Below are 19,916 nucleotides of genomic sequence, written 5' to 3' on the forward strand. Positions count from 1 at the left end.
ACTGCTTATGGAGAGTATAAACATAACCGCTTTTGTAAGTCGTTTAATACTTCTTTAGGCATTTCCTTTATTGTAATATCTTGTCCTAGGAAAAGCAGCCAATTTGTTATCTCTGTCACTTCATCGGAATTGTTAACATTGATAAATGTTTTTAAAATGGCTGTGGATTGGTAAGGGTTTGTGTAAGATATTGAAACTTTGAAAGGGTGGTATTTTTTGAACTGGGCAATTGCTTTCGGGCCAAGTTCAAGTACAAGATTGATAATTTTGTCTTTCTTACTTAGTTTTTCTAAAATCTTTTTCTTATTTAACCTCTTTTTCGTCGTGTACGGTTCGATATTGATAAGGTCATCGACAGGAAACAGCAGCTTCTTTTCTTCTTTTAAATCAAACCCTTCAATGATCCAATGGCTTTTTTCTTTATAAATATGTAATAGATAAATTGGATAAGACTGGATTTCCTCTTCTTCTTTGACAGTAATCAATAAATGTCTATCCAAAAGAAGGATTTGGATGAGTTTTTCTAACATCGGATGGGGGAGATCAGAAAGCTCAAGTAAATCAGGATTATGAGGGTTGGTCCCTTCAAAAAGCAAGAGTTGATTTAAAAGAACGATATCATCTTGCTGGGTTTCTGAGATGAGTCCTAACAGTTTTTCGGCTAAAGATTGACGACTTTTTAAATAGGGAAGTTGTTGATTTCTTGTAGCCATAAAGGCAATAAAAAGAGCTTTCACTTCGTTATCAGTAAAGCGAACAACGGGCAGGATAGAGTTATGCATAACAAAATATCCCCCAGTCCTCCCAACTTCAGCAACAAGTGGCATGCCCATAGCTTCTATTTCTCTAATGTCCCTAATAGCTGTTGATCGTGATATGTTAAATTCTCGTATGATTTCTGAAATTGTAAAGTGGGAGCGGTTGTTGATATACCGCATAATTGTATTAATCCGTTCAACTTTTTTCATTTGGTTCTCCTAAACAGTATCATTTTTTGACATGATTTAAAGTTATTATAAACTCATCAGATGAAAAGATAAATCATTTAATTTATTTTAAAAGAAGGAAGGTTTTGAATATGAAAAATTATACGATTGAAGAAAAAGATAGCTTTATTGTGTTAGGTATTGGAACTGAAATTAAGAGTGAATATACAGATTTTGTTGGAATAAAAAAAGAAAAGGAAGACTTTTGGTCGGCTGTTAAAGAAGATGGAAGGTTGGACACTTTAAAAGCTCTAGCTACAAATGATTACATTTTTTCTGTGAGCGAAGCGGTGAATAACAAGATGATGTATTATGCGGGTGTCATGACAGAAGCACAAATAGAAGAAGAATCTAGAGTAATCCAATTTCCGAAGGGAGAATACTTAGTAGTAAAAGGGGAAGACAAAACAGCTGAAGAGCTAAGTAATAAGCTTACTGGCATCGCCTTCGGTCAGGCTTTACCAGATGCAAATGAGTTTGCTTATGTTGGTGGACCAAATACGACGGTTGAGATGGGGAAAAGAAACGGTTTAGTGTTTGGTGAAATGTGGATTCCGGTTGTTAGGAAGTAAAGTGATAAAAGATATGATTATGGAATGTAGAGGCTAACAATCTTGAATTGTTGGCCTTTTTGACGTGAGTATAATATTCATATACTACTACACATTATGTTCTGATAAACTGGAATGAAAGGTAATTATTGTAAGGTGGTGGCGGAGTGAATAAAAAAAGATTATTTGAGCTATTCATAGTAACATTTGTTTTTCTTTTCCTCCATGTAAGCACATTTACTAATGAAAAATTTAACGATAAATTGGGATCCTTTACTTTCTTTGTGCTATTTCTTATGTTTTATATCAGCAGTATTATGAGCAAACGTATTAACCTCACTTGTTGATAATGTACGTACTATCGTGGTGGTTATCCCCGTTGCACTTTTAATGGGCTTCCGTTCCAGCGCTAACATGGTGGACTATCGTTCCAGGACTGACAGCGAATTCTATGGGAGGAGCGACAGTCTACTCGTACGCGCTAACTTTTCTAGTCTGTATCAGTTCAGTCTTTGTTCCTACCGAAACTATGCCAATAATTGTTTGTGCGTTCGCCGAGAACCAGCTTGTAACTTCAATCGTGAAGGCGATTCGTGCTCTCTTATATGAAAGGTTTGTTGGAAATGATATTTGGATCAAGCTTGCTTGGTGCGTCGGTTACTTCTTTGCTAGTAGGGCATTTAAACGTCAGTTAGGGTAAATGTACCATTAGATTGGTATTCAGTGGCAAATAAATCTTTTGAAATAATATATATTTAGAAAAGAACGGGAAGATTTTCCGTGTTTTAATTATTTATTGTCCTCTTAATGTAACGATTGTCGGTATAATACCTTTATGCTATGAAACGATCGACATAATTCTGGAAAAAGAATTGAGCGTGTATTTCTTTCTTGGAATTACTATATAAAGATTGTATTATAATGTTAAAGAATAAAATAGGATTTATGTGTGCAGTTTTATAGTGTGATTATATTGAAAATAAAAAATAGATTAACATATTGCTATTTACATCTTGATTTTTTTTGAAAAATCCCCAATTATATAAAAGTAGTATATTGGGGGAGGAATATAAATGGGAGAAATAAAAATTACTCCAGAAGAGCTAAAAAATAGAGCGAAAACTTTTAGTTATGCTCAAGGGGAAGCTAAAGATAGGCATAATAAAATACTTAATGAACTTTTTAATTTGCAAACTAGGTGGATAGGGGCATCAAGTTTGAGTTTTTTTAATGAATTACCAACTTTAAATAAGGCTTGTGAATCTTATATTACTCATTTAAAGAAAATTGAAGAAGAATTAATTCGTATAGCAACTAAATTTGAAACAGTTGATAATCAAGGTGTTAATTTAGGGAATGCAAAGAATATGTCGGCTGGTAATGGTGCAAGTGATAATGGGATATTACAAAAAATAACTGATGTATTAAGTACTAAGGAAAATTCGAAGTATATGTATGAGGAAGAAAGCGGCCCCTTTTCAGCTAAGGCTTTAGGTGGAGAATTAAAGGCAGGGACAATAGCCGGAGCGAGTGCGACATATAACACAGTTAAAGTAGGTTTTGAAGTTTCAAAAGACCTTGGTGATGGTAAAAAAATAAAAAGTGAATCAAATTTAAGTATGGCGAATGTAGAGTTATCAGCTAAATTAGATAAAACTAATATCGAATTTGGTGCAGAAGCGTCTTTAGCAAAATATGAAACTGGTATAGATTTTCCTATTCCGTTTACAGATCATGATTTACATATTGGAGGGGCAGCTACACTTGGACAAGTTGGTGGTTCAGTGAAAGCTGGATCAAGTGGATTTAAGATTAGTCTTCCTTGGGGGCCAGGAGCAAGTCTTGTTGGCACAGCTCTTGAGGTAGAAGTAAAATAAAGGGGAGTATTGAATGACAGTAGAAGGTTTAAAGAAAATTTTAACAGTTCTTTTTATTATTTGTTTTTTTGGAACTATAATATTAACATTTTTTGATGCTACTTATAATATTAAAGAAAAAATTATTTTTTCTTTAATATACTTAATTACAATTCCTATTAGTTTTTTTATTTTATATAAAATCGGTAAATTTTTTATTAAATAATGAGGTGTTGAGATATGGTGAAAACAGAGGTAGAGAAGGAAACATTGTTACCTATTGGCTCAGTTGTAAGATTTAAAAGTTGGGAACAACTTGTAATGATATATGGTAGAAAGCAAATGGATTCTAAAACTAAAGAAGAGTGGGATTATGTAGCTTGTTATTATCCAATTGGTAATATTTCAACTGAATATAATTTATTTTTTAATCATGAACATGTATCGGAAATTGTTTTTACTGGATATATTAATGATGAGGAAATCAAATTGAGTGAAGATTTAAAAAGATAAATTATAACTATAATTGTTTATTGATTTCGATATATTTCCAGTCAAGTATAGCCATTTTAGTATGATTTATTTTTTTAGTAAAGGAAGAGTTAATATTGAAAATATTAAAAGGTATAATGTTATTAGCTTGTTGTTTATTAATTGTCAGTGGATGTTCTTCTAGAGAAGGAAAAGTTGTTGGTGGAAAAGTAAAAAGTTCTTCAAATAGAATATTAGGAGATTATAGAGAGTTTACTGGTTCCGCAAGTCGTGATATGGAAGTCAAAAAAGGAGAGAATTGGTTGTTTTCTTTTGATGAAACAACAAAGAAAGGAACTGTAGTTGCTTATATTGTGGATTCAAATGATAATACGATATTAGAATTTAATAATGGTAAAGAGGATAAAAGCCTTAAAGTGCCTAAGGACGATAGATATAAAGTGAAAATTAAAACAGAAGAACATGGTGGGAAATTTTTAATAGAGTGGAAAAAATCATCTTAAATTGAAGAGGAAAAGTAATGACGAAAATGGTTAGGTATCCAGACATGAAAATCAATTTAGGAATGGTCACTTATTTATTGGTCTTTTTGTTATTTGAAAAGGAGTATATGGTCTGGGAGTAAGAATCTATTCGCTTGTTAAATTTTAAAAGGCCGCATTAAGGAATGTAAAGGCTAACAATCTTGAATTGTTAGCCTTTTTTGACATGAATATATTATTCATATACTACTACACATTATGTTCTGATAAACTGGAATGAAAGGTAATTATTGTAAGGTGGTGGCGGAGTGAATAAAAAAAGATTATTTGAGCTATTCATAGTAACATTTGTTTTTCTTTTCCTCCATGTAAGCACATTTACTAATGAAAAATTTAACGATAAATTGGGGTCCTTTACTTTCATTGTGCTACTTCTTATGCTTTCTACTTATACCGCATTTATAGAAAAGTATTTTCATGATATACAAAAGTGGATTCGAAATATCACATTTTGTTTTGCTTTGTTAGTAGTAGTTTTAGTAGCCCTATGGATAGGTTACTTTTAGAACTTTACTTCTGGGAAAGTTCATTTAGTGCCCAATATTTTATCCATCTGTAGGAAAAAGGAGATAGATAATTCTTTAAATGAAGACATCAAAGTGGATATTTTTTAAAGTGAAAAATAGATGGGCAATATACAGTGTTAAAAAGCTATATTTGCTAAAAACTAATACCGCTCTCATAAACAGTACATACTGTTTATGAGAGCGGTATCTAATTTAAGTCTATAAAAACAATGCAAGTTCTTACTTATTTAGAATAAGAGAGAAGATGATGTTTTATTTGTTCAATAAAATAATGATGGTGTATATTATCGTTAGATACACGACTTGCCATAATAGCGCCCTCCATTGAAGAGGCAAGGAAAGAAGCGAGCGATATAATGTCTATCTCTTCTTTAAGTTCTTGTTTCTCTATTCCTTCTTTTATGAGAGAAGCCATTAACATTACTGTATCATCATAGCCTTTTGCTGCTGCTTTTTGTAATTCTGGAAATACGCCAGTACTTTCAATTGCGCTATTAAGCAATGGACAGCCTCCAGCAATAGGGGGGTTATGAGCTGCATCTTGATATACAAGGAAAATTGCAAGGATTTTATCGATTGCTGTCTTTTTATTTTCCATTGCTTTATGAAAATGGCTCCACATAATCTCACCACTTTTGTCGTAGGCAGCAAGAACAATTTCTTCTTTATTTTTGAATCTACGATAAATAGATCCTTTCGGTAGTTCAGTGGCTGTCATTATATCCTGAATGGATGTGCGAGTTATCCCATTAGTGTTAAATAAATATAAAGATGTTTCAATAATCTTTTCTTTTACTGTATCAACTTTAGTCATGCTTTGTAGTCCTCCTAATAAAAACGAGCTTAATATCCCAGGTAATGTTTACCCTCTATTTTTTGTAAGTATAAATAAGTGTGAAGCAAAATATATTATCAATCCCTATATTATGGAAACCGCAAACAATACAGTTTGGACAGAGGTTAAGCAAATTGTATTATTTATATTTTTTAAATGAACTTTCTGTCAAAAATAACATGATCAATTGTTTAATTTAGTCATGTTAGACAACTAATTTTACCTAAAATCGTAGAGGATGTAAAAATATATAGTTAATTTTAGTGCATAGACATATGAGTATTATATATAATCTTTATCAATATGTTTAGCTAAGGTGTTTGAACTACTCCCACTTTCACTTCTTATACAATAATATCCCTCGCAGTTCTTGTAGGTAAAGGCCTGATCACTGCATTCTATAAAAGAAATAATTAATGAGTACTGGAATTTGATTGTAAATAAGAAAGCGAGTTATAAATATATTTTCTTTTTTCTATTTTATTAATCATTTGTAAAAAGGGTTTAAAAAACTAGAAACTTATAGTATCATTATATTCCAGACCGGACCGTTCGGTCTGTTAACTTATATGAATATATTTGGAAGGAGAACTTTATGAAGAAAGAAAAATCAAAGATTGTAGGTAATTTAATTAGGAGGATAATAAAATGAACTTTATAAAAATGAATAAAAAAGAACTTATTATGTTAGTAATCTTTACACTGTTTGTACCATTTCAAATTAGCTTGTTCATATTATTTGGCATATCACTTTTAACTAATGTCAATTTAGTTGAATCAGAATTTCTTCTTAGTGCCATCGGTTTTACTGTACCTGCTATTGTAGGAATAATTTTCTTTAGGAAAGAAATCATTCAAAGTTTTACTTATTTTAAAGAGAAAACAATTTTGAAAATAGTAAGTATTCCTATGGTGGTTTTACTTATGGTGATTATTGAGAGTTCTATTATGCATTTTCTAGCAACTGGTCAGCCAGAGAACCAAGAACAGCTCCTTGAAGCAGGTGCGGAGGTACCTCTTATATTTACATTGCTTGTATTTGGTATTCTAGGTCCAATACTTGAAGAAATTATATTTCGTCATATTTTAATAAATCGCTTTTCACATTATATTGGTACTGCTATTGCATCTATCATTTCGATTCTAATCTTTACATTCCTTCATACGAACCAGCTTTCTGATTATGCATTTTATTTACCAGGCGCGGTGATACTTACTATTGCTTATCTAATTTCTAAAAGATCCCTTGCATATGTCATAGCGATACATATGTTAAACAATTGCCTTGGTTTCATATTGTAAGAAGTTAGCCTTGCATCTGTTACAGAGTTAAAAAACTAGATACAGAGATTGATAAATGAGGAGTACAATTTAGACGGTGACTTATGATTCATGTAATTCCTTGTACTTCAAAAAACCACAGTTTGGGTGTAAACTGTGGTTTTTTTATATAGGGGACTAACACTTCGCAAACAAGTTAAGCTCATACAACGTCAATTTTTGTTTTGTTAGCTTAATAGTAGCCCTATTATACTTAAAATAATATGTCTATATTGTTTTAAGTACTCTTTTTATAATAAAACTTAATCAATTTTAATATATGTTATGTATAACAGATATTTATCTAAAATAAGGGGGAATATCATGACTGAAATAAACGAATCTTCAGGAAGCGATTTACAAAAAGATGTGAAGTTTTCTATTATAATCCCTGCACATAATGAAGAAAAGTACATTAGAAAATGTTTGGATTCAATTGCAAAAGCATCAGAGGCATATAAAGAACAAACGGAAGTTATAGTTGTTTTAAATCGTTGCACAGATCAAACAGAGGAAATAGCAAAATCTTATAATTGTATTACATTAAAAAATGAAGATAAAAACTTATCTAAAATCCGAAATGCAGGGGCAGAAATAGCTAGTGGAGAAATAATCGTTACTATAGATGCTGATACGATAATGACAGAGTCTTTGTTATCTAATGTAGATAAATATTTATCTTCAGGTAAATATATTGGTGGTGGGGTGAATGGGAAGTTCGAAAGAATGTCTTTTGGAATATTCTTTTCTGCAATTCTAATTATAATTCCCTTACTTTTTAAGTACGGAGCTATATCTGTGGGGATTTTTTGGTGTTATAGAAAAGATTTTATGGCAATTAACGGATTTAATGAAAACATGCTTATGGCAGAAGATGCAGATTTCGCGAAACGGTTAAAAGAATGGGGAAAACGAAATAATAAGAAATTCGGTACCATTAAAAATGGAATGATAACTTCATGCAGAAGATTTGATACATATGGAGACTGGGCCTTACTTAAAAATCCAAAAGTAATATTAGCTTATCTAAAAGGAAATGATCAAAAGTATGCAGATAAGACATATTATGATAATCAAGAAAGATAACGATGGAGAAAAGCGGCAGGAAATAGTGAGAACAGCAGATTTTCTTATACATAATGAGAGCCTAACTTAATTTAATAGATATGATAAGAAAACCATCAATTTGATTAGTCCTTTTTCAAATCAATGGTTTTTATTTTTGAAATAAATATCTATTTTTTTATAAAAATATTTTTTGACCCCCATAAAACTTTATATTCCTCCGAATATGTATAGTGAAGAAAATAAATAGAAGAAAACTGATTATGAAAGAATACTGACGTGTTAATAAAATTACTAGATTAAGTGGGGCATCCGAAATAAAAGGGTGAAATTACCAATGATATAGAGAAGAGTTATTCAAGGATTGCAGATAAAATAGAAACAGAGCAAGCAAAACAAGCGGAAGAAAATAAGAAAGTAGAGTAGAATGTAAGCCTAACTGTAAGAACGATAGAAAAGTTGGCTTTGAAAAATATGAACAACAAGAAGACAAGCCTAAAGAAAATGTGGTTGAATGGTCACTTGTTTAGTGACCATTTTTCTATTTCAAGCAGAAGGAGGGAGAGAGATTACCCGTGTTGAGTTTAGTAATGAAGATCTTAAGAAAACCGAAAATAGAAGATATCGTATGTAGCATACAAAATAATGAAGAAGATAAAGAAGCTTTTATCGTACAGTATCAGCCGTTTATTAGAAAATCGATCTCGTCTGTCTGCCGCCGATATATTACAGAACAGGATGATGAATATAGTATTGGATTGTTTGCGTTTAACGAAGCAATTGAACAGTATTCATATAAAAAAGGGAAATCTTTTCTAGCGTTTGCTGATCTTCTTATAAAAAGAGATGTAATTGACTATATACGCAAGGAGTCTAAGCATAACCTTGTCTTTTTAAAAGAAGATGAGCAAGAGGAAATGTTAGAAATGCAAGTATCGCTTACGGAGTATATGAAGGAAATAGAAAATGGTAACCGTAAGGAAGAAATTCTCCATTTTCAAAGTGTGTTAGCTGAGTTTAAAATCACATTTTCAGAGCTTGCTAAAGAATCTCCTAAGCATCGTGATACGCGTGAACACTTAATAGAAATTGTAAAGATGATTATAAAAGAAGAGGAAATGATGGAGGAGCTGTTCCGGAAGAAAAAGTTACCGCTTAAACATATTGAACCGCGTGTTAGGGTAAGTCGTAAAACGTTGGAGCGGCATAGAAAATATATCATTGCAATGTGTATTATCTTCGCAAACAACTATACATACATTCTTGATTATATAAGGGGAGGGAAGCATGATGAATAAAGGAATTGTGATGGATATAAAAAAACATAGCGTAGTTGTTTTAACGCCAAATGGAGAGTTTATTACGTGTAAAAGAAAAGGGGATTCTTGCATGATTGGAGAGGAAATTTCATTTGATGAGCAAGAACAAAAAGCATCGCGTTTTTCAATCCCTTATTTCTTAAAGCCGGCATCATTACTTGTTGCTTGTTTTCTATGTGCGCTGTTATTTTTCTACAACCAACCGGAAGAAAAAGTATTTGCTTACGTCTCAGTTGATATAAATCCAAGTTTAGAGGTGAGCGTAACGAAGGATCTTCGCGTTATAGATTTACAAGCTTGTAATGATGATGGAAGACGTATTTTAAAAGAATTGAAGCAATGGGAAAATGAACAATTGCAAGAAGTAATACGTACAATTATAAAGCAGAGTCAAGAGGATAAGTATTTAACGAATGATAAGCAAGTTATGCTAACAGCTGTTGCAAAGGACAAGTCGTTAGAACCACAGTTGGAAAAGGCAATGAAAGAATTAAAGAAAGAATATGAGCTAAAACATATTACAGTCGAATATCAAAATAGCACGATGCAAGTACGAGAGAATGCTAGAAAAGCTGGAATGGGCACAGGTGTCTATATAAAGCAAGAGAATGAGAAGAACAAATCGGTTACGCCGCCCGCCACGCCGTCTAATCCGGTAGAAAACGAAGAAGAGGTGCAATCGCAGCCGGATTCATCTCCTGATGTAGCGCCAGATTTGTCTTCTGTAAAAGACAAAAAACATGAGAAGCCAGAGCATAAAGAACAAAAGAAAATAGAGGAACAGCCAACGAAGCACATAAAAGAAAACAATGGTAGAGGATCTCAGCAACAAAATAGAGGGAATCAGCAGGAGAATAACGGTAGGGGATCCCATCAAGGAAATAATGGAAATCAGCAAGGAAACAACGGAAGAGGATCGCAAGGGAATAATGGGCACCAGCAAGAGAACAATGGAAGAGGATCGCAAGGGAATAATGGGCACCAGCAAGAGAACAATGGAAGAGGATCGCAAGGGAATAATGGGCACCAGCAAGGAAATAACGGAAGAGGGTCCCAAGGAAATAATGGGAATCAACAAGGAAACAACGGTCGAGAATCCCAACAAGGGAATAATGGAAATCAGCAAGGAAACAACGGAAGAGTACCCCAAGGAAATAATGGGAATCAACAAGGTGACAATGGTAGGGAATCTCAACAAGGAAATAATGGGAATCAGCAAGGTGACAATGGAAGAGGATCCCAAAAAGAAAATGTTGGAAACGAGCAAGGAAACAATGGTAGGGGATCTCAACAAGAGAATAGAGGCCACCAGCAAGGGAATGAAAAGAAGAATCAATAGAAATATAGGAGTGGGAGATTCATTTTAAAGTGAAAAGGAGTTATCTCACTATTGTGGGCAGTAAAACTCCCATCTCAAAATTTGGCTAGGGCAAAGAAGTTAGGTGGGAGTTGGGCTGCTTAAAGTTGCACTTTATTATTCTATAGTTCTATTAAGAAGGAGTATGTGAAAAATATAATGGAGAAAAACATTCAACAAGAGAAAGATAAAGTAAAACCTGTTTTTTATGATCCGAAAGGAAGAAGAAATATAGCTTTTATTTCGTTTCTATGTATTTCAATAGTTAGCGTAAGTATTGTATTTTATTTTTTCTTTCAAAGTATTTTTTCAACACCAGAAATTCCAAATATGAATACCGCTGTACAACAAGATAATAAACTTGTACCAATTAATCAAAAACTTAGTGATCAGCAGTTAAAGAAGGAAGAGTTTAAACCAAATACCGAAACGAAGGATAATAAAAATTTGGTGAATTCGCCGAAGGATAGTAAACAACGTAAAGAAGTGTATGGTTTTTATGTAAACTGGGATGAAAATAGTAACGCTTCTTTAAAAGAAAATATCGATTCATTAACCACACTAGTACCAGAATGGTATCATTTAAAAGTAGATTTAACGATTAGAAGTGAGATAAAACCTGAGATAGTAAAGTTAGCAGAAAAAAATGAAGTGAAAATTATGCCTTTACTAACTAACTATACTGAGGAAGCTTCTGGTCCGGATAGTGGGCTAATTCATAAGTTGCTGAATTCCTCAAATGATGTAAAGACAAAGTTTATAAATGATTTAGTAAAGCAAGTTGAAAAGAATCGATTTGCGGGTATTAATATTGACTTTGAGGCCGTACCTGAAAGTGATAGAGAAAACTTAACAAATTTTATGAAAGAACTTACTACGGTCTTTCATAAACATGATTTGCTCGTTACACAAGATGTTCCAGCTAATGATAAGGCTTTTGATTATAGTGCGTTAGCAAAAATAATAGATCGAATGATTGTAATGATGTACGATGAGCACTATGGAGCAGGAGAGCCAGGACCAATTGCTTCAAATAAATGGTTTCAACACACATTAAAAGAACTGAATATTCCGTCTAATAAGCTCGTAGTTGCTTTCGGTAACTATGGATATGATTGGAAAGTAAATAGTAAGGAACCGGCGAAATCTTTAACTTTTTCAGAAGTTATGGCAATGGCTCATAATTCAGATATAAATATTCAATGGGATAAGATGAGTGGAAATCCTTATTTTAGATATAAAACAGGAGATAAAGAACATACTGCTTGGTTCTTAGACGGCGTTACTCTCTATAATCAAGTGAAAATCGCAATGGAAAACAATGCAAAGGGGTTTGCGTTATGGAGATTAGGTGCAGAAGATCCTACAATATGGAAAGTTTTAAAAAATCCGATTGAGGCACAAAAAAATCCTGATGTATTACATAAAATCACTAGTTTAGATGAAGTGAATTATTCTGGACAAGGTGAAATTTTACAGATTGAGAATGAAAAGCAAAATGGATTGAGAGATTTTAAAGTAGGTAAAGATGGTTATCTTACAGATGAAGTATATCAATCCTTACCATCTGCATACGAAGTGCAACGATATGGAAAACCGAAAGGGAAACAAGTAGTACTAACATTTGATGATGGACCAGACCCGAAATATACGCCGGAAATCTTAGATATATTAAAAGAGAATAAGATCAAAGCTGCTTTTTTTGTACTTGGTGAAAACGCACAACTAAATACTAGTATTGTGAAAAGAATATACGATGAAGGGCATGAAATTGGCAATCATACTTTCAAGCATCCTAACGTAGCTGATACGTCTTTACTACGAACAAAAGTAGAACTTAATACGACGCAACGTCTGATCCAGGAAATAACTGGGCATTCTACAGTTTTGTTTAGGCCACCATACGAAGCGGATGCTAACCCGGATTCCTCAAATGAAATATTGCCTATTTTACGGGCACAAAATATGAACTATACAATGGTAGCAGAAAAAGTGGATCCTGAGGACTGGGCAACACCATCAACAAATGAATTAGTAAAGCGTGCTCTTAATCCCGTTTATAAGGGAGAGGGAAATATTATTCTTCTCCACGATGCGGGAGGGAATCGTACCCATACGGTAGAGGCGCTGCCGATCATTATTAAAGAGCTTAAAAAGCATGGATATAGTTTTGTAACAATTTCAGATTTAATGAATAAAGAACGAGATGAAATTATGCCCCCAGTTTCTTCTGAGGGTGAGCAATATTTACTTTACAATAAAGCTGTTTTTTCAGGGGCTGGATACTTTAAACATATATTAACAACTATTTTTTATATCGCTATTGGATTAGGGATTTTTCGATTCGTATTCTTAATTTATTTTGCATGGAAGCAGAAAAGAAAAACGCTATCTTGCTCTATTCATTCGTCCTATCAACCTTTTGTTAGTGTTGTCATAGCAGCATATAATGAAGAAAAGGTGATAGCTAAGACAATTCGCTCAATTTTGGATAGTAAGTATGGAGAATTTGAAGTTATTGTTGTGGATGACGGATCGACAGATGGTACGTCAAAAGTAATGCAAGAAACATTTTATAAACACCCTAAAGTTCGTTTCATTCAGAAAGAAAACGGCGGGAAATCATCGGCAATGAACTTAGGGTTTCAACAATCGCGAGGAGAGATCATTGTCACTTTAGATGCGGATACTATTATTGCGCAAGACGCCATTTCTCTCATGGTTAGACACTTTGAAGATCAAAATGTAGCAGCAGTTTCAGGTAATGTTAAAGTGGGGAATAGACGAAACTTGTTAACTACTTGGCAACATGTTGAATATATAACAGGATTTAATTTAGAACGTAGAGCTTTTGATGAATTAAATTGTATTACAGTAGTTCCAGGGGCTATTGGGGCGTGGCGTAAGAAGAATGTAGTTGAATCTGGATATTTAAGCGAAGATACATTAGCAGAAGATACAGATCTTACTATTACATTTTTGCGTCAAGGACATAGAATTGTATATGAAGAAAAAGCGTATGCTTTTACGGAGTCACCTGAAGATGTGAAAAGTCTCATTAAACAGCGATATCGTTGGTCATATGGTACACTTCAATGTCTTTGGAAACATCGAAAAGCTTTATGTAATTCAAAGCATAAAACGTTAGGGTTTATTGCATTGCCTAACATGTGGTTATTCCAATATGTTCTGCAATTCATTGCTCCTTTTGCAGATATATTAATGATTATGGGGTTATTTAGTAGTGATCCGCTAAAAGTTTTAGGATTTTATTTTGTATTCTTTTTAATGGATCTTCTCGCATCTCTATTTGCATTTAAATTAGAGGAAGAGAATCCGAAACCATTAGTATGGTTAATTTTACAACGCTTTATTTATCGTCAATTTATGACTTATGTTGTCGTTAAATCTATATTCTCATCGATTCGAGGAATAGCGGTAGGTTGGAATAAGCTAAAGAGAGTGGGAAGTGTAGAACATTCTACGGAACATAAGGAGGCATCTTAAGAGAGCAGGTTATCTGCTCTCTTTTTCATTGATTTTAGTGAGCGGAGTGTAGAGTAGATACGTCTGTATCTATAAGAGTTCTGATAGTGAGACATTATGTAAAGATGCTCCTTTAGTTTCGAGAAAAAGTTTTTTTATATTTTTTTAAAATGACGGACATAAAATCGTATATACCTTCGAATTATATATATGGATAACATAAATATATAAATAAAAGGGGAGCAATAAGATGAAAGAACAAAAAGAAATGTTTGAAGAAATCTCTGAAGTACTAAAGGTATTGGCGCATCCTGTTCGTTTATCCTTAGTAAAAATAATGCTTGCAAAAGGTCCAACTAATGTAACAACAATGTACGGGGATTTACAAATGCCTCAAAGTACAATTAGTCAACATTTATCTAAATTAAAAGCTGCTAAAATGGTTACAGGTACTCGAAAAGGATTAGAAATTTATTATGAGGTAACTGACAATCGCACAAAATCAATATTAGCATGTTTAGTTTAAATGCTGACTTCTATTTCAAAATAAGAAACGCTATTCTTTCCTATGTTTTTATAGAGAGAATAGCGTTTTTAACTTTTAAAGAGTATCTTTTTTATTAGTTTGATAGTGATATGGTATTACCTCTAGAATATAAAAATATCATTTTGGGGGACTTTACAACCTTAAATTAATGAAATGTGACGATACACTATTATAAGGTTTTAGAAGAATTCTTGATATGGAAGATTTAAAAAAGTTCAAAATGTACTTTTAGTCATGTAATCTTTTGAGCTGATGATCTTTTCCCCACTCAAATAGTTCATTCATTATTTGCATTAAAGATTCCCCGTACTCGCTTATTGTGTACTCAACCTTTGGTGGTACTTCTTGATATACGGTACGATGGATAATCCCATCAGCTTCAAGTTGCCGAAGTTGTTGAGTCAGAACTTTTTGTGTAAGGTTTGGAATTTCTCGTTTAATTTCATTTGTTCGCATTTTTCCATCCATCAAAACACATAAAATATAAACTTTCCATTTTCCGCCGATTACATCGAGTGTTGTTGCAATTGGGCAATTATCATTTTGATTCATATAACACCTCCACAGGTACTTTAAGGTTCCTATAGCACTTTAAAGTACGTACTTTTCAATTATATGTGACTCATTCATACTAATACGTAAAGGGTTGAATAATTTATAAAGGGGATGAAAAAAGATGAAAACACTTGTAATTGTAGCACATCCTGATATTGAAAAATCAAAAATTAATAAAAGATGGATTGAAGAACTTGAGAAATATTCGGATGAAATTACGGTGCATGAATTGTATAAAGTGGCACCGAATTGGGAGTTTAATATTGAAGAAGAGCAAAAGTTATTAGTAGAACATGATAGATATATATTTCAATTTCCGCTTTACTGGTACAGTTCACCGCCATTATTAAAAAAATGGTTTGATGATGTATTGACATATGGATTTGCGTACGGATCAAAAGGGGATAAAGTGAAGGGAAAAGAGTTTGGTGTAGCTATTTCTATAGGTGGATTAGAAAAAGATTATGAAAATAGCGGAATTACGATGGATGAGTTGACGAAACCATTCCAAGCTACATGTCTATATACAGGTATGGAATTTATACCTTCATTTTATTTATATGGTGCCGAATATAAACTAAGTGATGAAGAGATTAATAAAAGTGCACCTGAGTATGTGCAATATGTGATGAACAAGAAGTATTCTAATATATAATGAAAAATAGCCATTTACTTATGAAGTAAATGGCTATTTTATATTCTTATTATATTCACTAAGTGTAATCTTTAGTAAATTAATAGTTAATCTGGTAAAATAAAAACTTAACATATATAAAGGGGAGTTTTACTTGAGAACGATGCAAAAATTATTACAAAAAAGAGCAATGCAATCACCAAATTTGGAAGCGCTTGTAGGCGGAGGGAAAAGATATTCGTTTCAGCAGTATAATGAACGAGTAAATCAGCTTGCACATTATTTGTTACATAATGGTGTGCAAAGAGGAGATCGTATAGGAATACTATGCAAAAATAATCACCCATTTCCAAGCGTTATGATGGCAAGTTTAAAAATTGGAGCGGTATGTATTCCGCTAAATCATCAGCTGACTGTTTATGAATTAGAAACGATTGTAAAAGAAGCGAAATTAAAAGTGTTAGTTATTGATGAAGAATTTAATGAAGTGTTATTAAAGGTTGATGCTGTGAAAGAAATTCCTTATGTAATTCAAACGACAAAAGAAGACTTTGGTTCATTTGAATTAGAGTTGCAAAAACAGCCAACGACAGAACCGAACGTAGAAGTTCATGAAGAAGACGATGCCATTTACTTGTTTACATCAGGAACGACTGGACAGGCAAAAGCATGTGTAATTGGACATAAAAACTTACATCATTATTTTGCTGAAATTGCGGGACAAAGAGAAATCCTAGCAGGTGAACGCTTTTTATCTGTGCATCCATTGTTTCATATGAGTGGCGTGCTTTCTATTTTAAATTGTATTTATCATGGCGTTACGATGATCTTCTTAGCTAATTCGAATCCTGCTCTTATTTGGGATAAGATTGAAGAAGAGAAAATTACTACGATGCTTGCTTTCCCAGCCGTTTATAGTTACATGCTTGATGAACTAAATAAAAAAGAACGTAACATTTCAACCTTTAAAGTAGCACAAAGCGGTGGTACAAAAGTGCCAGAAACACTCATCCAAAAATATATGGAAAAAGGAATCTATATGGTGCAAGGATATGGTAGTACAGAAGGTTGGGTTGTAACATCATGGCATCCAATGATGGGAAAAGAAAAGATGTCTTCTGTAGGAAAGACCTTGAAAAATGTAGAGGTGAAAATTGTTCATCCCGAAACAGGACATGAACTAACAACAAATGAAGTTGGAGAGATTCATGTAAGAAGTCCATACATGTTTAAAGGATATTGGAATAATGAAAAGGCGACAAAGAAGGTAGTAAAAGATAACTGGTTTAACATGGGCGATGCTGGCATGATCGATGACGACGGATTCCTGCATATTATGGGAAGATATAAAGACGTTATTATACGCGGTGGTGACAATGTATATCCAGACCAAGTAGAAGATGTTATTCATGAAATACATGGTGTTTTAGAAGTTGCAGTAGTTGGAGTTCCAGATGAATTTTGGGGAGAGGTTCCAAGAGCTTACATTGTGAAGGATGGCGAAACAACAGTAACAGAAGAAAGTATTCTTCAGTATTGTAAGGAGAAATTAGCAAGTTACAAAATTCCAGAAGTGGTATTCGTAGAAGAATTACCGAAAAACGCTTTAGGGAAAGTGTTGAAGAGGGAATTACGAGATGCAGTTCTTGTGAAATAGAAAATTATGAAACGATGGAGAACCCAGTTATGTATAAAGCATGACTGGGTTTTTGTCTATCAAAACATAATAATTTACTAGATTTTGTATTTTGTGTAAGATAATAAAGAATATTTAAATATTAATTAAGGGAAGAGATGTAAATGAAGCTACCGCTATTACAGGTAGAGACAGAGAGACTGATGATCCGTCCGTTCCAAAATGATGATTATGAAAGTTGGTTAGATGGATTTAATAAGAGGTTACTATCGCAGTATAAATATGACGATGGCTATCAAGTTATGGCATCCTCAACAAAAGAATGGTTCACGGAATGGATAAGAGGCTTTGATGAAGCAGCACATCGAGATGAGATGTACGTATTAGGTATTTTTCGTAAAGAAGACGGAGCTAATATTGGTAAGCTAGAGCTGATTAAAATTTTACGTATGGACTATCAATGGGCGATGATGGGATATTCCATACATAATCAATACTGGAAAAATGGATATGGCATGGAAAGTGTGAAAGCTGCAGTATCGTTATTTTTTAATCATCTTCATTTTCATAGAATCGAATTACATATACGTGTTGATAATGAGCCATCAGTACGTCTTGCGGAAAGAACAGGCTTTTCATTTGAATGCAAGAGAGAGGCGTTTTCATTAGAGAATGGTAAGTGGATGGATTTTCTTATTTATTTTAAAAATAAGGAGATGAATATATGAGAGTTCTAATTACAGGTGGAAATCGTGGATTAGGGTTACAGTTAGTAAAAGTGTTTCATGAAAATGGACATATTGTTTATCCATTAGTTAAAACTGAGGTTGCGGTAACGCAATTGAAGCAAATGTTTAGTTGTAGATGTTTTCCTATATTAGCAGACTTATCGGCTGATGAGAGTACAGAACAAATTAAGAAACAGCTTGAGGAATATACAGAGTATATTGATCTAGTTATAAATAACGCAGGAATTACTGGAAAGGAGACTGAGGTTTTACATACGAATTCAGAAGAGTTAACGGACTTATTTAATATTCATTGCTTAGGTGTAATTCGAGCTGTAAAAGGTACATATGTGGCTTTAGCTAAATCGGATCATCCGAGAATAATAAATGTGTCCTCTCGGTTAGGTTCATTGCATAAAATGGCGAACAAAGAGTTTCCGCAAGGCCATTTCTCATATTCATATCGAATTGCTAAAGCTGCACAAAATATGCTAACGCTCTGCTTACAACAAGAGTTTGAGGATAAAGGAATTGGTGTAACGGCAATTCATCCTGGAAAATTAAAGACTGATATTGGTGCCTTTGACGCGAATATGACTCCGGCTGAAGGAGCACAAAATATATATGATTGGGTAATCGATTCAAATGAGGATGTTTCAGGGAAGTTTATTGAGCCAGGTGTAGGTGAATTAAAGTGGTGATATACGATCTTGCAATCATTCAGAATTTGTTTGGCCCTTCTAAAAAAGTAATAAATGGCTTACCAAATGCAGTGACAATTGAAGAAATAGAAGAAGACGTTTTGTATAACGTACAAACATATAAAGAAAAGATAAGTAGCTTTGAAGAAATTTGTTTTAACTGGGAGTTAAAAAGAGCGAGTATTGTATTAAACAAAAGGTTTAGTAGTTATAACTCAAGTGTGAGAGTGTTACTTGATGCAGGTTTTTCTTTGCACGCAGCAAAGATAGAAGTATGTAGAGAATTGAACAATGTAGGAGAACTTGAAAGACAATATACATATCGATCAATAGCAGAAGGAAAGTTATCGGAAAAAGATTTTAAATATATTTGGGAACAATGTATGTCGGGTTCAGGGAATCAAACTTCAATTTTAACGATTGATGAGCATTTTTATTCAGTGCAAACAGAGTTAGGTAAGGGTTGGGAGAAGTCATGCATTGTTTTTTATGATAAAAATGAGCCAATTGGTATGTCCATACCGCATATAGAACCTGGAACAGTAAGTGAAGGACGGTTATTTTATTTTGGAGTAATGCCTTATTATCGCGGGAAAGGAGTAGCTTCCCAACTACATCATCAATGTTTACATATGTTAAAAGAAATGGGGGCTACGTATTATATTGGGAGCACACATACATCAAATGAAAAGATGCAGAGGATATTTTGGAGAAATAATTGTTCGCTGAAAACGGAGATAGAGCTTTATTATAAAATTTTTAATGAGGGTTAGGGGAAA

General features: G+C 33.2%; 21 protein-coding genes and 1 pseudogene. 19 read left to right on the forward strand and 3 right to left on the reverse strand.

The genetic code is table 11. The annotated features are described in order from the left end of the window. Positions 1-5 precede the first annotated feature (5 nt). Positions 6-968, reverse strand: coding sequence for a helix-turn-helix transcriptional regulator (locus ACTFSI_RS17640; RefSeq protein ID WP_044793259.1), 963 nt, complete (start codon positions 966-968; stop codon positions 6-8). 110 nt (positions 969-1,078) lie between these two features. On the opposite strand from ACTFSI_RS17640, the gene ACTFSI_RS17645 reads away from it, so the two are divergent. The 8 genes and pseudogenes from ACTFSI_RS17645 (at position 1,079) to ACTFSI_RS17680 (ending at position 4,933) form a co-directional block, all read left to right on the forward strand. Continuing rightward, a complete protein-coding gene (locus tag ACTFSI_RS17645) occupies positions 1,079-1,558 on the forward strand; it encodes a GyrI-like domain-containing protein (RefSeq protein ID WP_000801044.1) in 480 nt (159 codons plus the stop codon). 146 nt (positions 1,559-1,704) lie between these two features. Beyond that, the gene (locus ACTFSI_RS17650) at positions 1,705-1,884 is read left to right on the forward strand and encodes a hypothetical protein (RefSeq protein WP_074603431.1); all 180 of its coding nucleotides are present in this window, start codon (positions 1,705-1,707) and stop codon (positions 1,882-1,884) included. Continuing rightward, positions 1,859-2,237: pseudogene (locus ACTFSI_RS17655) on the forward strand (ABC transporter permease); the annotation flags it as partial. The gene ACTFSI_RS17650 and the pseudogene ACTFSI_RS17655, both read left to right, overlap by 26 nt. 373 nt (positions 2,238-2,610) lie before the next feature. After that, complete coding sequence (locus ACTFSI_RS17660) at positions 2,611-3,414, forward strand: WXG100 family type VII secretion target (RefSeq protein WP_074603433.1); 804 nt, start codon at positions 2,611-2,613, stop codon at positions 3,412-3,414. Between the two features lie 13 nt (positions 3,415-3,427). After that, complete coding sequence (locus ACTFSI_RS17665; RefSeq protein ID WP_000215399.1) at positions 3,428-3,619, forward strand: hypothetical protein; 192 nt, start codon at positions 3,428-3,430, stop codon at positions 3,617-3,619. Between the two features lie 14 nt (positions 3,620-3,633). Further along, positions 3,634-3,906: a DUF4176 domain-containing protein gene (locus ACTFSI_RS17670; protein ID WP_044793257.1), complete on the forward strand. Its 273-nt coding sequence runs from the start codon at positions 3,634-3,636 to the stop codon at positions 3,904-3,906. 92 nt (positions 3,907-3,998) lie between these two features. Further along, positions 3,999-4,388 (forward strand): hypothetical protein, encoded by a 390-nt coding sequence (locus ACTFSI_RS17675; protein ID WP_044793255.1) that lies wholly within the window; start codon positions 3,999-4,001, stop codon positions 4,386-4,388. A gap of 287 nt (positions 4,389-4,675) precedes the next feature. After that, the gene (locus tag ACTFSI_RS17680) at positions 4,676-4,933 is read left to right on the forward strand and encodes a DUF3963 domain-containing protein (protein ID WP_001036211.1); all 258 of its coding nucleotides are present in this window, start codon (positions 4,676-4,678) and stop codon (positions 4,931-4,933) included. A gap of 244 nt (positions 4,934-5,177) precedes the next feature. Here ACTFSI_RS17680 and ACTFSI_RS17685 read toward each other — a convergent pair whose 3' ends face one another. Beyond that, positions 5,178-5,768, reverse strand: coding sequence for a TetR/AcrR family transcriptional regulator (locus ACTFSI_RS17685; RefSeq protein WP_000169671.1), 591 nt, complete (start codon positions 5,766-5,768; stop codon positions 5,178-5,180). 669 nt (positions 5,769-6,437) lie between these two features. Here ACTFSI_RS17685 and ACTFSI_RS17690 point away from each other — a divergent pair. The 6 genes from ACTFSI_RS17690 (at position 6,438) to ACTFSI_RS17715 (ending at position 14,862) form a co-directional block, all read left to right on the forward strand. Then, entirely contained in the window at positions 6,438-7,091 is a 654-nt protein-coding gene (locus ACTFSI_RS17690) for a CPBP family intramembrane glutamic endopeptidase (protein WP_098298618.1), read from the forward strand. 342 nt (positions 7,092-7,433) lie between these two features. Beyond that, complete coding sequence (locus ACTFSI_RS17695; RefSeq protein WP_000136097.1) at positions 7,434-8,195, forward strand: glycosyltransferase; 762 nt, start codon at positions 7,434-7,436, stop codon at positions 8,193-8,195. A 554-nt stretch (positions 8,196-8,749) separates the two neighbouring features. Continuing rightward, entirely contained in the window at positions 8,750-9,472 is a 723-nt protein-coding gene (sigI, locus tag ACTFSI_RS17700) for an RNA polymerase sigma factor SigI (protein ID WP_014481722.1), read from the forward strand. Next, positions 9,462-10,832, forward strand: a complete 1,371-nt coding sequence (locus ACTFSI_RS17705) for an anti-sigma-I factor RsgI family protein (RefSeq protein WP_440045521.1) — start codon at positions 9,462-9,464, stop codon at positions 10,830-10,832. The genes sigI and ACTFSI_RS17705 overlap by 11 nt, the downstream gene beginning before the upstream one ends. A 177-nt stretch (positions 10,833-11,009) precedes the next feature. Then, a complete protein-coding gene (locus ACTFSI_RS17710; RefSeq protein WP_440045551.1) occupies positions 11,010-14,357 on the forward strand; it encodes a glycosyltransferase in 3,348 nt (1,115 codons plus the stop codon). A 229-nt stretch (positions 14,358-14,586) separates the two neighbouring features. Continuing rightward, positions 14,587-14,862, forward strand: coding sequence for an ArsR/SmtB family transcription factor (locus ACTFSI_RS17715; RefSeq protein ID WP_000662958.1), 276 nt, complete (start codon positions 14,587-14,589; stop codon positions 14,860-14,862). 249 nt (positions 14,863-15,111) lie between these two features. Here ACTFSI_RS17715 and ACTFSI_RS17720 read toward each other — a convergent pair whose 3' ends face one another. Beyond that, a complete protein-coding gene (locus ACTFSI_RS17720) occupies positions 15,112-15,435 on the reverse strand; it encodes a winged helix-turn-helix transcriptional regulator (protein WP_138321495.1) in 324 nt (107 codons plus the stop codon). 124 nt (positions 15,436-15,559) lie between these two features. Here ACTFSI_RS17720 and ACTFSI_RS17725 point away from each other — a divergent pair, with 124 nt between their 5' ends. The 5 genes from ACTFSI_RS17725 to ACTFSI_RS17745 all read left to right on the forward strand — a co-directional run bounded on the left by ACTFSI_RS17725 (position 15,560) and on the right by ACTFSI_RS17745 (position 19,910). Then, positions 15,560-16,093, forward strand: coding sequence for an NAD(P)H-dependent oxidoreductase (locus tag ACTFSI_RS17725; protein WP_044793235.1), 534 nt, complete (start codon positions 15,560-15,562; stop codon positions 16,091-16,093). 142 nt (positions 16,094-16,235) lie between these two features. Next, positions 16,236-17,729 (forward strand): class I adenylate-forming enzyme family protein, encoded by a 1,494-nt coding sequence (locus ACTFSI_RS17730; protein ID WP_080776547.1) that lies wholly within the window; start codon positions 16,236-16,238, stop codon positions 17,727-17,729. A gap of 143 nt (positions 17,730-17,872) precedes the next feature. Then, positions 17,873-18,436 carry a GNAT family N-acetyltransferase gene (locus ACTFSI_RS17735; protein WP_044793231.1) on the forward strand — a complete coding sequence of 188 codons (564 nt, stop codon included), beginning with the start codon at positions 17,873-17,875 and terminating at the stop codon, positions 18,434-18,436. Then, positions 18,433-19,137, forward strand: coding sequence for an SDR family NAD(P)-dependent oxidoreductase (locus ACTFSI_RS17740; RefSeq protein WP_044793230.1), 705 nt, complete (start codon positions 18,433-18,435; stop codon positions 19,135-19,137). The genes ACTFSI_RS17735 and ACTFSI_RS17740 overlap by 4 nt, the downstream gene beginning before the upstream one ends. After that, positions 19,134-19,910, forward strand: coding sequence for a GNAT family N-acetyltransferase (locus tag ACTFSI_RS17745; RefSeq protein ID WP_044793229.1), 777 nt, complete (start codon positions 19,134-19,136; stop codon positions 19,908-19,910). The genes ACTFSI_RS17740 and ACTFSI_RS17745 overlap by 4 nt, the downstream gene beginning before the upstream one ends. The last annotated feature ends 6 nt before the right edge of the window (positions 19,911-19,916 follow it).

This window comes from Bacillus cereus group sp. MYBK101-2 (assembly GCF_051918845.1).
Classification (GTDB): Bacteria; Bacillota; Bacilli; order Bacillales; family Bacillaceae_G; genus Bacillus_A; species Bacillus_A paranthracis.

What these genes read in the sequence shown, in the direction of transcription:
- ACTFSI_RS17640 (WP_044793259.1), bottom strand. Translation starts at nt 968, where the DNA reads ATGAAAAAAGTTGAACGGATTAATACAATTATGCGGTATATCAACAAC.
- ACTFSI_RS17685 (WP_000169671.1), bottom strand. Translation starts at nt 5,768, where the DNA reads ATGACTAAAGTTGATACAGTAAAAGAAAAGATTATTGAAACATCTTTA.
- ACTFSI_RS17710 (WP_440045551.1), top strand. Translation starts at nt 11,010, where the DNA reads ATGGAGAAAAACATTCAACAAGAGAAAGATAAAGTAAAACCTGTTTTT.
- ACTFSI_RS17690 (WP_098298618.1), top strand. Translation starts at nt 6,438, where the DNA reads ATGAACTTTATAAAAATGAATAAAAAAGAACTTATTATGTTAGTAATC.
- ACTFSI_RS17740 (WP_044793230.1), top strand. Translation starts at nt 18,433, where the DNA reads ATGAGAGTTCTAATTACAGGTGGAAATCGTGGATTAGGGTTACAGTTA.
- ACTFSI_RS17645 (WP_000801044.1), top strand. Translation starts at nt 1,079, where the DNA reads ATGAAAAATTATACGATTGAAGAAAAAGATAGCTTTATTGTGTTAGGT.
- ACTFSI_RS17665 (WP_000215399.1), top strand. Translation starts at nt 3,428, where the DNA reads ATGACAGTAGAAGGTTTAAAGAAAATTTTAACAGTTCTTTTTATTATT.
- ACTFSI_RS17695 (WP_000136097.1), top strand. Translation starts at nt 7,434, where the DNA reads ATGACTGAAATAAACGAATCTTCAGGAAGCGATTTACAAAAAGATGTG.
- ACTFSI_RS17705 (WP_440045521.1), top strand. Translation starts at nt 9,462, where the DNA reads ATGATGAATAAAGGAATTGTGATGGATATAAAAAAACATAGCGTAGTT.
- ACTFSI_RS17720 (WP_138321495.1), bottom strand. Translation starts at nt 15,435, where the DNA reads ATGAATCAAAATGATAATTGCCCAATTGCAACAACACTCGATGTAATC.
- ACTFSI_RS17670 (WP_044793257.1), top strand. Translation starts at nt 3,634, where the DNA reads ATGGTGAAAACAGAGGTAGAGAAGGAAACATTGTTACCTATTGGCTCA.
- ACTFSI_RS17730 (WP_080776547.1), top strand. Translation starts at nt 16,236, where the DNA reads ATGCAAAAATTATTACAAAAAAGAGCAATGCAATCACCAAATTTGGAA.
- ACTFSI_RS17660 (WP_074603433.1), top strand. Translation starts at nt 2,611, where the DNA reads ATGGGAGAAATAAAAATTACTCCAGAAGAGCTAAAAAATAGAGCGAAA.
- ACTFSI_RS17715 (WP_000662958.1), top strand. Translation starts at nt 14,587, where the DNA reads ATGAAAGAACAAAAAGAAATGTTTGAAGAAATCTCTGAAGTACTAAAG.
- ACTFSI_RS17725 (WP_044793235.1), top strand. Translation starts at nt 15,560, where the DNA reads ATGAAAACACTTGTAATTGTAGCACATCCTGATATTGAAAAATCAAAA.
- ACTFSI_RS17735 (WP_044793231.1), top strand. Translation starts at nt 17,873, where the DNA reads ATGAAGCTACCGCTATTACAGGTAGAGACAGAGAGACTGATGATCCGT.